Genomic DNA, 14,510 nt, shown 5'->3' on the forward strand with positions numbered 1-14,510 from the left:
AACTCTGGGCGTGGGCCACACTTGCTGCACCCCAAAAGGCGCAACGAAAAGCCCGACGGTCGGCGATTGCCTCGCGCGGGCGGCTGACCTAAAGCTGGCCAACATGACGATACCCGCCACATATGCCGCCATCATCACCGCCGCTGGCCGCGGCACCCGCGCCGGGGACGGTCCGCCCAAGCAATGGCGCCGCCTTGCCGGACAAAGCGTCATCGCGCGCAGCATCGCCGCCTTTTCCGGCTTTTCGCGCATCGTCGTGACCCTTGCGCCCGAGGATATGGCGCACGGTGTGGCCGAGCTTGCCGGACCAGTGGTGCTGGTCGCGGGCGGTGCCACCCGATCCGAAAGCGTGCGCGCCGCACTGGAAAGCCTTGAGGGCAGCGGCGTGACCCATGTGCTGATCCATGACGGCGCCCGGCCGCTTGTCTCAGCCCCGGTGATCAAGGCGGTGGTCGCTGCGCTTGAATCTGGCGCCCCGGCTGCCGCCCCGGCCCTGCCCGTCACCGATGCGCTGTGGCGCGCTGAGAAAGGCCATGTCACCGGCACCGCCAGCCGCGAGGGGTTGTTTCGCGCCCAGACCCCGCAGGGTTTCGCGCTTGATGCAATTCTTGCTGCCCATCGCGCCCATCCCGAAGGTGCGGCGGATGATGTGGAACTGGCGATCCGCGCCGGTCTGCCTGTTACCGTGACGCCGGGCGATGACGATAATCTGAAACTCACCTGGCCCGAGGATTTTGCCCGGGCCGAACGTATCTTGGGGGACGGAATGGACATTCGCCTTGGCAACGGGTTCGACGTACATGCCTTTACCGGGGGCGATCACGTCTGGCTGTGCGGGGTGAAAATCCCGCATGACAAAGCGTTGCTTGGCCATTCGGATGCCGATGTGGGGATGCATGCGCTGACCGACGCGATCTATGGCGCATTGGCCCAAGGCGATATCGGGCGGCATTTCCCGCCCTCGGACCCGCAATGGAAAGGGGCTGAGAGCCATATCTTTCTGCGCCATGCCGCAATGCTGGCGCGCCAGATGGGCTATGAGATTTCTAACGTCGACGTGACGCTGATCTGCGAACGGCCCAAGGTCGGCCCTCACGCCGGGGCGATGATGCTGCGCCTGTCCGAGATCATCGGAATCGAGGCCCATCGGGTCAGCGTCAAGGCCACCACCTCGGAGCGGCTGGGCTTTACCGGGCGCGAGGAAGGCATCGCCGCCATTGCCACCGCCACGCTGATCAAGGGCGCGCCATGAAGCATCTGATCGCAACTTTCTTTGGCATCGGCCATCTGCGCCCCGCGCCCGGCACCTGGGGTTCCGCCGCGGCAGTGGTGCTGGGCGTCGCGGCTTATGAGCTGATCCACCCGATGCTGATCCCGGCGGGCTTTGCTCTTGCAACCCTGCTGGGCTTTTGGGCCTTGCCCGCCGTCCTTGCGCAAAGCGCCGACGGCGACCCGTCGGAGGTGGTGATTGACGAGGTTGCCGGCCAATGGCTGGCGATGTGCTTTACAGTGATCCCGCTTGCGCGGCACGGGGTTTCGATCCTTGATGCATGGCCGGGGTTTGTCGTGCCCTTCCTGCTGTTTCGCCTTTTTGACATATGGAAACCGTGGCTGGTCGGACGTGCCGACCGGCGTGGCGGCACCGTCGGGGTAATGCTGGATGACCTGTGGGCCGGGTTGTTTGCCGGGCTGGTTTCGGTCATCCTTGCCGGGATTTATCATGCGGTGCTGGAGCCGATGTTGTGACCGACCCTGCCCCTGTCGATCCTGCCGATGTTCTTGAGCTTGCCCGCCGGCGAGGGGTGATGATCGCCACTGCCGAAAGCTGCACCGGCGGGCTGATCGCCGGGCGGCTGACCGATGTGCCGGGGTCGTCGGATGCGGTGGATCGGGGCTTTGTGACCTATTCCAACGCCGCCAAGATCGAGATGCTGGGCATCCGCCCCGAGACGCTTACCGTCCATGGAGCGGTCAGCGAAGAAATCGCGGCCGAGATGGCGGCGGGCGCGCTGGCCCGCTCTCAGGCCGGGGTTGCGGTCGCCGTCACCGGGATTGCCGGGCCGGGAGGGTCCGAGCATAAGCCCGAGGGCCGGGTCTGCTTTGGCATCGCCGATGCACAGGGCGTGCGGACCGAAACGGTCGAATTTGGCCCGCGCGGCCGCGATGCCGTACGCGCCGCCACGGTCCGCCATGCGCTGGCGCTGCTTAGCGCTGCGCTTTCCTAGGCCAGCACCTGCAGGGCGGCACTGACGTCCTCGGGGCGCGTATCCCAGCCACAGACCAGACGGATCGAGACCGGCTCATCGGCCAGGGCGCTCTGGGTGTGCGGCCACAGGTGATATGCAATCCCGCTGGCGCGGGCGCGGTCATGCAGCTCTGCCGGAATGGTGGCAAAGACGGCGTTGCTTTCGACGCGCTGGTCGATGCTGACACCGGGCAGACGCGCCAGCCCCAGAGCCAGCTCACTGGCCATGGCATTGGCGTGACGGGCCAGATCCAGCCACAGATCGCCCTCCAGCCAGGCGAGCATCTGCGCCCCCAGATAACGGTGCTTCGAGATCAGCGCCCCGGCACGTTTGCGGCGAAATTCGAACTCTTCGGACCGGGCGGGATCAAAGATCAGCACCGCCTCGACTGCCATACAGCCGTTCTTGGTACCACCGAGTGAGAGGATATCGACCCCTGCCCTCCAGGTCAGATCAGCGGGCGAAACATCAAGCGCGGCCAATGCATTGGCAAACCGCGCCCCGTCCATATGCACGCCCAGACCTTTGGCGTGGGCGACGGCGGTCAGCGCCTCGACCTCGGCCGGGGAATAGACCGTTCCCCATTCGGTGGCGTTGGTCAGGGTCAGCGCCGCGTTCTCTCCGGCATGAACGGCATCGCGACCATGAACATGCAGCGCTTCGGAAAGCGACTCGGGCGTCATCTTGCCGCCCGTCCCCGGAACAGGCACCAGCTTGGCACCCGCGGTAAAGAACTCGGGCGCGCCGGTTTCGCTGGTCTGCACATGGGCATCGGGATGGCAAAAGATCTTGCCCCAGCCCGGCGACAGCATCGACAGCGCCAGCGCATTGGCAGCCGTGCCTGTGGTCACGAAATGAACCGCCGCGTCGGGGGCGTCAAAAAGCCCGCGTAGCCGATCCTGAGCCGCCAGCGTCACGCTGTCCTGACCGTAGGATGGCACATGGCCTTCGTTTGCAGCAGCCAGCGCCGCCATGATGCGGGGATGGACGCCGCCCGCATTGTCCGAGGCAAAATTCATGCCAGATCCTCGATGATATGTTCGTCCCAGTCGTCTTCGGTCACCGTCAATTCGCTGACCGTCCAGCCGCGCACCGATGCCCCGGCAAGATGGACCGATTCGGGATCGCCCGAGATAAGATAGTGCCAGTCGTAAAGCGGCTTGCCCTCGGCCCGCAGCCGATAGGCACAGGTCGCGGGCAGCCACCAGGCGATCTCGGCCAGCTTCTTGGGGGTCAGGACCACGCAATCGGGCACATAGTCATGGCGGTTCGGATAGCTCATGCAGCGGCAGGTCTCGCCATCCAGCAGCCGGCAGGCGACGCGAGTGAACGCCAGTTCGCCCGTGTCCTCATATTCGATCTTGTTAAGGCAGCATTTGCCGCACCCGTCGCACAGCGCCTCCCACTCCTCGGAATCGAGGGAATCAAGGGGCTGCTCCCAGAACCGCGGGCGCATCAGCGCGTCGCCAGGATCTCGCGCGCCTGGGCACTGTCGCGGTCCATTTGCGCGATCAGCGCCTCAAGACTGTCAAACTTTGCCTCGGGGCGCAGATATTCAACCAGCGCGACCGACAGGTGCTGACCATAAAGATCAGCCGCGAAATCAAAAAGATGAACTTCCAGATTGGGCCGGTTTTGACCAAACATGGGCCGCACGCCAAGGCTTGCCACGCCTTTGTAACTGCCGCGATCAGCCCCGGTCAGCACATCGACCAGCACAGCGTAAATGCCAAGTGCAGGCAGGTGCAGCCCGTCCACCGCCATATTGGCGGTCGGATAGCCAAGGTCACGGCCGCGCTTGTCGCCATGCAGCACCTCGCCGTCGATACGGTGCCAATGGCCAAGCATACGCTCGGCATCGCGGGTGCGGCCGGCGGCCAGCGCCTTGCGGATCTCGGTCGAGCTGTATTCGACCTCGCCATTGCCGATCAGCGGCGCCACGGTGACCCCAAAACCAAGCTCTTGCCCCAGTTGTGTCAGGGTCTGGGCGTTGCCCGAACGTTGGCGGCCAAAGCAGAAATCCTCACCGACGGTGACATGGCGCACGCCAAGGCCCTGTACCAGTACCTCACGCGCAAAAGCCTCGGGCGACAGACCGGCCAGAACGGCGTCAAAGGGCAGCTGATACAGATGTTCGACCCCCAGCCGCGCCAGCCGGTTCGCCCGCGATTCCGCGTTCATCAGCCGGAATGGCGCGGCGTCGGGAAAGAAGAATTCGCGCGGATGCGGCTCAAAGGTGATGATGCCCAGGGGCGCATCGCAGGCGGCACGAGCCGCGTCGATAACCGAGCGATGCCCCAGATGAACGCCGTCGAAATTGCCCATGGCGACAGTCGCCCCGCGGGCATCGAGCGGCAGAGCTTTCCAGTCGTTATGGATGCGCAATCAGGCCCCCGCCGGGCCGGCGACCGGCCCTGTCTCAGTCGAATTTGCGGCTTGGCGCCAGAACGACCGCCTCGCCTTTCAGGACGACCGTATCACCGACAAGGCAGCGGGTTGCAAGGGTCACGCGGCGCTTTGCGTGATCGATTGCCTCAACCGACACCTCGGCGCGGACCAGATCACCCGGTCGGACCGGCGCCATGAACTTAAGCGTCTGGCCCAGATAGACCGTGCCATGACCGGGCAATTGCTCACCAATCACGGCCGAGATCAGGCCAGCAGTCAGCATCCCGTGTGCGATGCGGCCCTGAAAGATCGTGTCCCGGGCATAGGAATCGTCCAGATGCACCGGATTTCGGTCGGTCGAGATCTGGGCGAACATCTCGATATCCTCGTCGGTGACTACCTTCTGCAGGTAGCGCATCATCCCGACTTCAAGATCCTCGATGACGATCGTGCCGCGCGGAAGGTTGTCCAGCATCATTCAATGCTCCCGATGAGTGGCTGTATGCTGCATAGCAGCAACGCACCGGGCGCGCAAGAAAATAACGCTCGACCACAAAAAGAGGACCGATTATTACCCGCTCAGCGCAGCCTGCCGATGCTATAGGTCGGATCCTGCGCGCGCAGGGCCAGCCATTCCTGCAGCCGCGCAGGCTCGGGGTTTTCGACATCGGGGCCAAACTGATCAAAAGCAAGGCCGCCGGTCACGAACAGCGCATCCAGCCCCTCACCCACGGCGCCCGAGATATCGGTCGCGATTCCGTCCCCGATCACAAGGATCCTGGCCCTGTCGTCCAGTCCGAGCCTGCGCCGAGCAAGGTCGTAGATCGGTGGATGCGGCTTGCCGAAATACAGCGAGGTGCCGCCCAGATCTTCGTAAAGCTCGGCCAGTGCACCGGCGCAGTAAAGCCGCTTTTCGCCCAGATCGACCACCACATCAGGGTTGGCGCAAAGCAGCTTGAGCCCGCGTTCGCGCGCCAGCATCAGCCGGGCGCGATAATCGTCAGGTACCTCAGTCAGATCATCAAAAAGGCCGCAGCAGACGATGCCTTCGGCCTTGTCCAGCTCGACCCTCTGGATCGGAGGGGCGTCGCGCCATTCCTCGGGGATATCGGTGAAAAACCCCTCGTCCTTGGGCTGAGAGATGGCCCAGACGCGGCGGCCGACAGCGCCGGCAAACATCGCATCCTGTGCCGCATCGCCCGAGGTGACGATCATGTCCCATGCATCGCGGGGCACGCCCATACCGTCCAGCTGCTCGGCCACGTATTTGCGCGGCCGCGGCGCATTGGTCATCAGGACCACCCGCCCGCCCCTGGCGCGAAAGCCCTGCAAGGCGGCGACGGCGGCCGGATAGGCCTCAACGCCGTTGTGCAGGCACCCCCAAAGATCGCAGAACAGGACATCGTAATTCAGTGCGATCTCGTCGAGCGCGCGGATGATCTGGGTCATGAAAACGGCCTTTTGGGGTCAGACGGCCAGAGCCGGAATGATCTGTTTTTTGCGCGACATGACGCCGGGCAGCACGACGGTATCGCCGGTCACGGTGGCGCCAAAGCTTTTTTCAGCGACCCGTCTGACAAAATCGTTCGGGACCAGCAGCGTCGCCTCTTCGTTCAGGATATCGACGACGAAAAGCAGCACCTCATCCGCACCATCCGCGGCGGCAACGTTGGGCATGGCGGCCATCAGCGCGGCCTTGCGGTCCAGCAGCACCTGGGGCGCAGTGGTTTCCAGCACCGAAACGCGCAGCTGCCTGCCACCCAGTTCATATTCCTTGCTGTCCATGCGCAGCAGCGCCTCGTCGGTAAAGGCCGACACATCCGACTTGGCTGCAAACATCTCGGCCGCATATTCGGGGATCGGGATACCAAGGTCCTTGGCCAGTTTCTCGGCCACAAAACGGTCGTGCGGCGTGGTGGTCGGGCTGCGGAATTCAAGCGTGTCCGACAGGATGCAGGTCAGCATCGCGCCTTTGATTGCACGCGGTGCACGGGCCAGATCCTCGTCGCCGATCAGGTCATGCATGATAGTCGCGGTGCAGGCCAGCGGACGGATGGTGATATTGATCGGCAGGCGGGTGCGGATGCCGCCGGCCAGCAGGTGGTGGTCGATGATTTCGATCACATCGGCCTCGGCCAGCGAATCGGGCAGTTCGGCGGGGTTGTTGGTGTCCACGATCACGCATTGATCGCCAGCCGCGACGTCCGGGATGATCTCGGGCTTATCAAGATTCCATTTCGACAGCATCCAGGCGGCCTCGGTGTTCGGCTCGCCCTGCAACACCGGCTTGGCCGGGGTTTTGCGCACTTCGTTCAGATACCACGCCCAGATGATGGGCGAGCCGGTCGAGTCGGTGTCGGGAGCTTTGTGGCCGAAAACCTTGATCATGGGGGTCCCCTGCAAATTGGGCGGAAAATTCGCCGGGGTTATAGGGGCGCGGGCCGGTAATGTCTATCAACCCGGCACAACCGCAGCATTGACCGCCAGCGCCAGCAGCACCGTATTGTAAAAGAACGAAAAGACCGAGTGAAACAGCGTCACCCGTCGCATTCGGGTGCTTAGCGCCGTTACATCCGCGGTCTGCGCTGCCATCCCCAGGGTAAAGCTGTAATAAAGAAAGTCCCAGATATCCGCGTCGCCCTGTGGCGCAAGGCCGGGAAAACCAAGATCGCGCGCCTCGGTCCCGTGGGGGCCGCGCCCATACCAAAGCCGGGCATAGTGAAAGCCCATGACCGTATGGACCATCAGCCAGCCCAGCGGAACCGAGGCAAGCGCCAGTGCCGGACGCAGTGCGAGCCCCGCGTGGGGAGCACGGATGGTCATCAGGATCGCGACCAGGCTGATCGCCACTGTCCCGATTGCCAGCGGAACGATCAGCACCATACCTTCATCATCACTATCGGCCTGATGGCGCATGGCCCGCGCGTCGATGCCACGCATCAGCAACCCGGTCAGCACCAGATAAGTCGTGCAAAACAGGACCGAAAAGATCAGCAGCCGGTCGACGATCTGTAACTGGTACAACCCCAGACCTGCTGCCAGCCCCAGCGCAAAGCTGAACAGAAAACGCCGGTGACGGCGCAGGTCCTGCAGCATCACACCGGCGTTTGCTGGTGTTGCAGGATGCGCCAGTCGCCAGCGCGCTGGATCCAGGTGGTGGTGCAGAAGGCGCGATATGTGTCTGCCCCCGCGCGGCGGGCGGTAGCGTGATAGGCAAGCACGCAGACATCATCGGTCTCGATACTGGCCCGTTCGGTCATCGTGATCTCCTGCCAGCGCGGCGCGGCCTGCAACGCGGCAATCGCCGCCGTGCGGTCAAGGATGCCGGTCCGGGGAAATGCCATCAGGCAAGAGGTGTCAAGCTTGCGCCCCGCCTCGGCCACGCCCGCCAGCCAGAATTCGCGCTCTTCGCGCCAAAGCTCATCCGCCATCGCCAATCCCCTCCACCCTGATCGGGCTGATTTTCCAGCCACGGCTTTCCAGCAGGCGCAGCACGCCCTTTTCGCCGGGCAGATGCAGGGCGCCGAAACCGGCGACGACGCCCTTGCCCTGTTCGGCGGCTGCCGCCGCGGCCTTTTCAAGCGGTTCAATCCAGCGGGCGTTGCGCTGGTTCAACATCCTGTCCTGCGCCATCTCTGTCTGGGCGTCCACCTCGGCCCGGGACAGGCCCGAGTTGTAATAGGCGTTAAAGCGCGAGAACTCCAGAATCAGCCAGCCGTTCTCTGCAAAATAGGTCTCGGTCATGGTCACGGTATAGTCGTCGGCATGTTCGGCGGCGGGCATACCAGCGCGGATCATGTCCTCTTCCTCGCGCGGGGTCATGCCCTCGAACACGGTGAACAGGGCGTTCCAGGGTTCCAGCGCCTGCACCGGGACATCGGCCGCCTCGGCCTTTCGGATCAGCAGCCGGTCCAGCCCGTCCAGACCGTCGCCGTCTTGCATCATCCGTTGCATGCAGGGCGACACCCCAAGCATGACCGCGACATACCAGGGCCGCATCCGGCTGGCGTTGACGGGCGGTACGCCCCGCTTTTCCAGCGCCGAGGACAGTGCCTGCCACTCATCCTCGCTCAGCCGCTCGGGCAGGGTCGGCCCTTCGGCGTTGACAAGCAGCGCCACATCCGACGAGAGGGCCTTGGTCAGCAGGGCCTCTTCCTCGGGACCGGCCTCGACCAGCAGTTTGGCTGCGGCCCCGATCTCGGGGGTGAAGTGCCGCAAGATCAGGTCGTGGCGCGGATCGGGAAAGTGATAGGTGCCGATCAGGGTGATGCGCTGATCACCTTTTTCCGCGCGCCAGAACAGACCATGCGCATAGGGTACCCCCTCGACCGCCGCCTGCATCTCGGCCATCCGCTCGGGCGGCAACTGGTCAAAGAGGTTTTGCCCGACGCATTCCTGTGCCGCTGCCGGCAGGGCCAGTGTTGCGGCGACAAAAAGGGCGGTCAAGGTCGGCTTCAGGCGCATGCGTTCGGTTCCCGTATCGTCTGGGGATCAGCATGGCATGGGTGCAGATGCGATGCCAGTCCGGCCGGGCGGTGGCAGTTCCTGTGGCAGCGGCGTTCCGGCCAGAACAGCGCGCCAGATCCGTTCGACCTGCGCGGCCTTGGCGTCCCATGTAAAGTCGCGCATTACCCGTGCCTGCGCCCTTGCGGCCATGCCGGGCAGGACCGAAGGATCAGCAGCAATGGCCTGCAACTGCCGGCGTAATTCTGCGACCAGCTCGGCCCGGCTTCCCATGGGGATGCGCAAGCCGGTCGCATCATCGACAAGCTCACCCGGCCCGGCGTAATCGGCCACCACGGGAACGACGCCAAGCGCCATCGCCTCAAGGACGACGCCGCCCCCGAATTCGCGCACTGAGGGAAAGACCAGCAATTGCGCCCGGGCTGCGACGCCCTGAACCTCTTCATGCGCCAGCCAGCCGTGAAAGCGGACCGCCTGCCCTGCGCCTTCGCGCGCGACAAGATCGCGCAGCGCACCGGCCTGCGGCCCGTCGCCAACGATGTCGAGCACCAGCTTTCCGGCCCGCAGCAGAGGCAATGCTGCCTCGATCGCCATATCCGCGCCCTTGTAGGGCACGAGCCGGCCAATGAAGCAACCCCGCAGCGGCAGGGTACCCGGTTGCGGGGCAGTCAGGCTGAAACGCGTCGGGTCGATGGCGTTTTCGGGCAGCCAGACTGCTTTGCTGTGATGGCGTGCAGGAATCTCGTTGCGGGTGTGAAGCGAGCCGCAGATGATCGCCGAGGCATCGCGCAGCATCGCCCCCCTGCCCGGCAACGCCCGATAAGCACCCCGAACGTAAGAGAGCCATTCTTTCTCGCGTCGTCTTTCGCTGTCGAAACCTTTGGGCCATGGCACGCCGCCGTTCAGCGGGCCAAGGACAAAGGGCACGCCAGCCTGACGGCAACGCGGGGCAAGCAGACTGTTTGCCGTCGGCGTCAGCGGCGTCACGCGGTGCACGATGTCATATGCGCCGGCGCGGATCTGTGGGCCAAAAGCGCGCCAGACCAGCCGTTCAAAATAGCCATAGCCAAGGGTCGAGATGGCGGTCTTTATCGTCCAGCCGACGCCCTTGCCCATGCTTAGCCGTTCGGCCAGCCGCCACATCGGCGCGGCCAGTTTCTCGCTGTCGATGGCGGTAAAATCCCGCCCCTCGATCAGGCCGGCGCGCAGGATGGCCTCTCGGTTGCGGACCTGAGTGACGATATGGACATCGGCGACGCGGCGCAGCGCATTGGCCAAAGACCAGCCGACCAGCGGCACCGAAACCCATTCGGGGTTGGCCGCTTCGGCGATGACAAGGGCCTTGAGACGCCGTTCCACCATCTTATCCGCCCGAACTGCTTTTCCTTGGGCGTAGCCACGGGGCGGAAACTCCGTCAAGCGGATTTCCAAGTAAAATTTTCCGATGGCAGACCGTTGACAGCTCTGGATTGCCAGCCTAGATGGGCGGCATTGGCACTCACCATAAGCGAGTGCCAACAGCCGCAACACTGCAACCTGAAACACCGGAGTGTTCTACAATGGCTTTCAAACCGCTGCACGACCGCGTTCTGGTCCGTCGCGTCCAGTCAGACGAAAAGACCAAAGGCGGCCTGATCATCCCCGACAGCGCAAAAGAGAAACCGGCCGAAGGTGAGGTCATCGCCGTTGGCGAGGGCGCGCGCAAAGATTCGGGCGAGCTGATCACCCCTGCGGTCAAGGCTGGTGATCGTGTCCTCTTCGGCAAATGGTCGGGCACCGAAGTTACGATCGATGGCGAAGAGCTGCTGATCATGAAGGAAAGCGACATCCTGGGCATCATCGGCTGATCGTCCATTTACGCTAACCCATTCAAGGAGCACCTCAAATGGCTGCGAAAGAAGTCAAATTCAACACCGACGCCCGCGACCGCATGCTGAAAGGCGTGAACATCCTCGCCGATGCCGTCAAGGTGACGCTGGGCCCCAAAGGCCGCAATGTCGTGATCGACAAATCCTTCGGCGCCCCGCGCATCACCAAGGACGGTGTTTCGGTCGCCAAGGAAATCGAACTGGCTGACAAGTTCGAAAATATGGGCGCGCAAATGGTCCGCGAAGTCGCTTCGCGCACCAATGACGAAGCGGGTGACGGCACCACCACCGCGACCGTTCTGGCCCAGGCCATCGTCCGTGAAGGCATGAAGGCGGTTGCCGCCGGCATGAACCCGATGGATCTGAAGCGCGGTATTGATCTGGCCACCGCCAAAGTCGTCGAATCCATCAAAGCCGCTGCCCGTCCGGTCAACGATTCGTCCGAAGTCGCCCAGGTCGGCACCATCTCGGCCAACGGTGAAGCCACCATCGGCCAGCAAATCGCCGAAGCCATGCAGCGCGTTGGCAACGAGGGTGTGATCACCGTCGAAGAAAACAAAGGCATGGAAACCGAGGTTGACGTCGTCGAAGGCATGCAGTTCGACCGCGGCTACCTGTCGCCCTATTTCGTGACCAACGCCGACAAGATGGTTGCAGAGCTGGAAGACGCCTACATCCTGCTGCACGAGAAAAAACTCTCGTCGCTGCAGCCGATGGTCCCGCTGCTCGAATCGGTCATCCAGACCCAAAAGCCGCTGCTGATCGTGGCCGAAGACGTCGAGGGCGAGGCTCTGGCCACCCTGGTCGTCAACAAGCTGCGCGGCGGTCTGAAAATCGCTGCCGTCAAGGCTCCGGGCTTTGGTGATCGCCGCAAGGCCATGCTGCAGGACATCGCGATCCTGACCGGCGGTCAGGTGATCTCGGAAGACCTGGGCATGAAGCTTGAGAATGTCACCATCGACATGCTGGGCCGTGCGAAAAAGATCTCGATCAACAAAGACAACACCACCATCGTTGATGGCGCTGGTGACAAGAGCGAGATCGAAGCCCGCGTCAGCCAGATCCGTCAGCAGATCGAAGAAACCACCTCGGACTACGACCGCGAAAAACTGCAAGAGCGCGTGGCCAAACTGGCCGGCGGCGTTGCTGTCATCAAAGTCGGCGGCTTGACCGAGGTCGAGGTCAAAGAGCGTAAGGACCGCGTCGATGACGCACTGAACGCGACCCGCGCTGCGGTTCAGGAAGGCATCGTTGTCGGTGGCGGCGTTGCTCTGGTTCAGGGTGCCAAGTCGCTGGAGGGTCTGACCGGTGCGAACGCCGATCAGAACGCCGGTATCACCATCATCCGCCGCGCCCTGGAAGCGCCGCTGCGCCAGATCGCCGAAAATGCTGGCGTCGACGGTGCTGTGGTTGCCGGCAAAGTGCGCGACTCGAACGACAAGAGCTTTGGCTTTAACGCTCAGACCGAAGAATATGGCGACATGTTCAAGTTCGGCGTTATCGACCCGGCGAAAGTCGTTCGTACCGCGCTGGAAGACGCCGCCTCGGTCGCTGGTCTGCTGATCACCACCGAAGCGATGATTGCCGAGAAGCCCGAGCCGAAGTCTGCGGCTCCGGCCATGGGCGGCATGGGCGGCATGGACGGGATGATGTAATCACCCGCCTCGCCGATCCGGCAAGGAAAAGGCCGCTCCGTCCGGGGCGGCCTGTTTCATTTGGAACTGGAGGTAGCAATCCGAGCACAGCGATCTGCGAGGCATTCGCTCGTCGCTTCGGCCCCGCCTGTTCTGCTGTCGCATTAACCCTCGCAGATCGCGGCCCTTATTTGATAGTTTGCGGCTAGGAAGATCGGTTCACTTGGTGAGTACGACTTTTGCCGATATGGGCGTCACAGCTGTTTTGCCCATCAAAAAGCCGCCCCCAGTCGGAGGGCGGCTGCGGCTTAACGGAAAGGGCGGTTGCCCCCTGCACGCGCGATTTAAAGCTGCGCGGACCTTTTGTCCTCACCGTCATCATCAGCGGCGATGACCGGGATTACCCCCTGTTTGCTGTCGAACATGATTGCCAGACGGCGTCTGTCTCGTTGTTTTTGCGCGACCTTTCTGCGCGGCGCGCGTCTGCTCTGTGTCTTGGCCATTCTTTTTCTCTTTTCTTTGTTGAATGACGGGCAGTCCTTTCCCTTTTGTCCCGACACTTCGGGGCATTATGGCAAAGCGACTGCATGGGCACACGGGTGCCAGCTTAGGCAAAATGTGTGCTTGCGACCCGGTTCTGAAATCGGCGCAAAGCGCCTATTTCTTTTTACGGGCTTTGGAGGCCAGCGTGCCTTTGGCGGCTTCAGCGGCTTCCTTGGCTAATCTGGCGGCTCGTAGCGTGGCGGTCAACTCCTGCCGACGCTGGGTCTGCTCTTCGATGATCAGCTTGGCTTCTGCGGTGGTACGATCCAGCGCGGTCAAAGGTGCCGGAGCGCGAAAGATTCGATTCAACCTGTCGGTTTTACTGTCGGTCTTGCCTGACATGTGGGCCTCCTTATGATTGGTCCGGCCCGAAACGGGCCGGACCATAGGCCACGATCAGGCCAGCGCGAGGTTGCGCGCCGACTGACGGCCATCGCGGCCGGTTTCGATGTCGAAGGTCACAGCCTGACCATCATCGATGTGATGGATGTTTGCACGTTCGAGCGCCGAGATGTGCAGGAACACGTCCTTGCCGCCATCTGCCGGGGCGATAAAGCCGAAACCTTTGGTGCTGTTGAACCATTTCACGGTGCCATTGGCCATCGTGATGTCTCCTGAATATTAATGTCGCCCGCGACATGCGGCGACCCGGCTCAGTCAGATCGAAACACAGTCTGAAGCCGGAAAGGAGACAGGAATGCGGAAGAAATAACCTAGCCCTTTTAACATGGGCCCCCTTGCAGCAGGTTGCAAGGGGCTATGCATTATTTTCCGGGCCGGGCGGCTATTCCTGATCGCGTTCTGCGAGCGCCAGCCACTCCTCTTCGGCCTTGGCCAGCGCCTGTTGGCGCTCGGCCAGACCTTCGCTTGCTTTGGCGAATTTCTCAGGCGCGGTCTGGAACAGATCGGGCTGGGCAAGGAACTCGCCAAGCTTGCCGATCTCGGCCTCAAGCCGTTCGATGATGGCTGGCAGGGCCTCTAGCCGCTTTTTTTCGCTAAAGCTCAGCCCCGAGCGTTTCGCTGCGGGTTTGGTTGCGGGCTTTTCGGCTGCAGGTGCCGGGGCGGTTTTCCTGGGCTGGGGCGTGGGCGTCTCACTTTCGGGACGCTGCGCACGATAGTCCGACCAGCCGCCGGGATAGATCACCGCACGGCCATCTCCCTCCATCGCCACGGTGGTCGTGGCAACTCGGTCGATAAAATCGCGGTCGTGGCTGACAAGCAGAACCGTGCCGTCATATTCGCCCAGCAGGTCCTGCAAGAGGTCCAGCGTCTCGACATCCAGGTCGTTCGTCGGTTCGTCCAGAACCAGCAGGTTCGAAGGATGCGCCATGACCCGCCCCAGCAGCAGCCGCGCCTTTTCCCCACCC

At 63.0% G+C, this 14,510-nt stretch carries 17 protein-coding genes and 1 pseudogene; 5 read left to right on the forward strand and 13 right to left on the reverse strand.

The window, feature by feature from the left end; all coding sequences use genetic code 11:
• Positions 1-103: 103 nt before the first annotated feature.
• From PARACOCCUSGL_RS0110630 to PARACOCCUSGL_RS0110640, 3 genes are read left to right on the forward strand one after another with little or no spacing between them, the layout of a single operon-like run.
• Positions 104-1,252 carry a bifunctional 2-C-methyl-D-erythritol 4-phosphate cytidylyltransferase/2-C-methyl-D-erythritol 2,4-cyclodiphosphate synthase gene (locus tag PARACOCCUSGL_RS0110630; RefSeq protein WP_029372029.1) on the forward strand — a complete coding sequence of 383 codons (1,149 nt, stop codon included), beginning with the start codon at positions 104-106 and terminating at the stop codon, positions 1,250-1,252.
• Positions 1,249-1,746 (forward strand): phosphatidylglycerophosphatase A, encoded by a 498-nt coding sequence (locus PARACOCCUSGL_RS0110635; protein WP_010396197.1) that lies wholly within the window; start codon positions 1,249-1,251, stop codon positions 1,744-1,746. The genes PARACOCCUSGL_RS0110630 and PARACOCCUSGL_RS0110635 overlap by 4 nt, the downstream gene beginning before the upstream one ends.
• Positions 1,743-2,225, forward strand: a complete 483-nt coding sequence (locus PARACOCCUSGL_RS0110640; RefSeq protein ID WP_010396198.1) for a CinA family protein — start codon at positions 1,743-1,745, stop codon at positions 2,223-2,225. The genes PARACOCCUSGL_RS0110635 and PARACOCCUSGL_RS0110640 overlap by 4 nt, the downstream gene beginning before the upstream one ends.
• Here PARACOCCUSGL_RS0110640 and PARACOCCUSGL_RS0110645 read toward each other — a convergent pair.
• The 10 genes from PARACOCCUSGL_RS0110645 to PARACOCCUSGL_RS0110690 all read right to left on the reverse strand — a co-directional run bounded on the left by PARACOCCUSGL_RS0110645 (position 2,222) and on the right by PARACOCCUSGL_RS0110690 (position 10,460).
• Positions 2,222-3,265: a low specificity L-threonine aldolase gene (locus tag PARACOCCUSGL_RS0110645; protein WP_010396200.1), complete on the reverse strand. Its 1,044-nt coding sequence runs from the start codon at positions 3,263-3,265 to the stop codon at positions 2,222-2,224. The genes PARACOCCUSGL_RS0110640 and PARACOCCUSGL_RS0110645 overlap by 4 nt on opposite strands.
• Positions 3,262-3,702, reverse strand: coding sequence for a YcgN family cysteine cluster protein (locus PARACOCCUSGL_RS0110650; RefSeq protein ID WP_010396202.1), 441 nt, complete (start codon positions 3,700-3,702; stop codon positions 3,262-3,264). The genes PARACOCCUSGL_RS0110645 and PARACOCCUSGL_RS0110650 overlap by 4 nt, the downstream gene beginning before the upstream one ends.
• The gene (locus PARACOCCUSGL_RS0110655) at positions 3,702-4,631 is read right to left on the reverse strand and encodes a bifunctional riboflavin kinase/FAD synthetase (RefSeq protein WP_010396204.1); all 930 of its coding nucleotides are present in this window, start codon (positions 4,629-4,631) and stop codon (positions 3,702-3,704) included. Before PARACOCCUSGL_RS0110655 ends, PARACOCCUSGL_RS0110650 begins: the two co-directional genes overlap by 1 nt.
• Before the next feature lie 34 nt (positions 4,632-4,665).
• Entirely contained in the window at positions 4,666-5,109 is a 444-nt protein-coding gene (locus PARACOCCUSGL_RS0110660) for a MaoC family dehydratase (protein WP_010396206.1), read from the reverse strand.
• 104 nt (positions 5,110-5,213) lie between these two features.
• Positions 5,214-6,083 carry a TIGR01459 family HAD-type hydrolase gene (locus PARACOCCUSGL_RS0110665; protein ID WP_010396209.1) on the reverse strand — a complete coding sequence of 290 codons (870 nt, stop codon included), beginning with the start codon at positions 6,081-6,083 and terminating at the stop codon, positions 5,214-5,216.
• A gap of 18 nt (positions 6,084-6,101) precedes the next feature.
• Positions 6,102-7,022, reverse strand: a complete 921-nt coding sequence (locus PARACOCCUSGL_RS0110670; protein ID WP_010396210.1) for a manganese-dependent inorganic pyrophosphatase — start codon at positions 7,020-7,022, stop codon at positions 6,102-6,104.
• A gap of 66 nt (positions 7,023-7,088) precedes the next feature.
• Entirely contained in the window at positions 7,089-7,730 is a 642-nt protein-coding gene (locus PARACOCCUSGL_RS0110675) for a DUF1345 domain-containing protein (protein WP_010396214.1), read from the reverse strand.
• A complete protein-coding gene (locus PARACOCCUSGL_RS0110680) occupies positions 7,730-8,065 on the reverse strand; it encodes a DUF4440 domain-containing protein (protein ID WP_010396215.1) in 336 nt (111 codons plus the stop codon). Before PARACOCCUSGL_RS0110680 ends, PARACOCCUSGL_RS0110675 begins: the two co-directional genes overlap by 1 nt.
• Positions 8,055-9,098, reverse strand: a complete 1,044-nt coding sequence (locus PARACOCCUSGL_RS0110685) for a TraB/GumN family protein (RefSeq protein WP_010396217.1) — start codon at positions 9,096-9,098, stop codon at positions 8,055-8,057. Before PARACOCCUSGL_RS0110685 ends, PARACOCCUSGL_RS0110680 begins: the two co-directional genes overlap by 11 nt.
• A gap of 27 nt (positions 9,099-9,125) precedes the next feature.
• Positions 9,126-10,460, reverse strand: coding sequence for a glycosyltransferase family 4 protein (locus PARACOCCUSGL_RS0110690; RefSeq protein WP_010396219.1), 1,335 nt, complete (start codon positions 10,458-10,460; stop codon positions 9,126-9,128).
• Positions 10,461-10,657: 197 nt separating this feature from the next.
• On the opposite strand from PARACOCCUSGL_RS0110690, the gene groES reads away from it, so the two are divergent.
• Together groES and groL are read left to right on the forward strand one after the other, a co-directional pair.
• A complete protein-coding gene (groES, locus tag PARACOCCUSGL_RS0110695; protein ID WP_010396222.1) occupies positions 10,658-10,945 on the forward strand; it encodes a co-chaperone GroES in 288 nt (95 codons plus the stop codon).
• 38 nt (positions 10,946-10,983) lie between these two features.
• On the forward strand, positions 10,984-12,621 hold the full coding sequence (groL, locus tag PARACOCCUSGL_RS0110700) for a chaperonin GroEL (protein WP_010396224.1): 1,638 nt from the start codon (positions 10,984-10,986) through the stop codon (positions 12,619-12,621).
• A 636-nt stretch (positions 12,622-13,257) separates the two neighbouring features.
• Here the strand turns inward: groL and PARACOCCUSGL_RS0110710 are convergent.
• From PARACOCCUSGL_RS0110710 to PARACOCCUSGL_RS0110720, 3 genes and pseudogenes are all read right to left on the reverse strand, one after another.
• A complete protein-coding gene (locus PARACOCCUSGL_RS0110710; protein ID WP_010396230.1) occupies positions 13,258-13,485 on the reverse strand; it encodes a hypothetical protein in 228 nt (75 codons plus the stop codon).
• A 54-nt stretch (positions 13,486-13,539) separates the two neighbouring features.
• Positions 13,540-13,746 carry a cold-shock protein gene (locus PARACOCCUSGL_RS0110715; RefSeq protein ID WP_010396232.1) on the reverse strand — a complete coding sequence of 69 codons (207 nt, stop codon included), beginning with the start codon at positions 13,744-13,746 and terminating at the stop codon, positions 13,540-13,542.
• A 181-nt stretch (positions 13,747-13,927) separates the two neighbouring features.
• Positions 13,928-14,510 (reverse strand): annotated as a pseudogene (locus PARACOCCUSGL_RS0110720) (ABC transporter ATP-binding protein); the annotation flags it as partial.

The sequence above is a fragment of the Paracoccus sp. TRP genome (assembly GCF_000185925.1).
Classification (GTDB): Bacteria; Pseudomonadota; Alphaproteobacteria; order Rhodobacterales; family Rhodobacteraceae; genus Paracoccus; species Paracoccus kondratievae.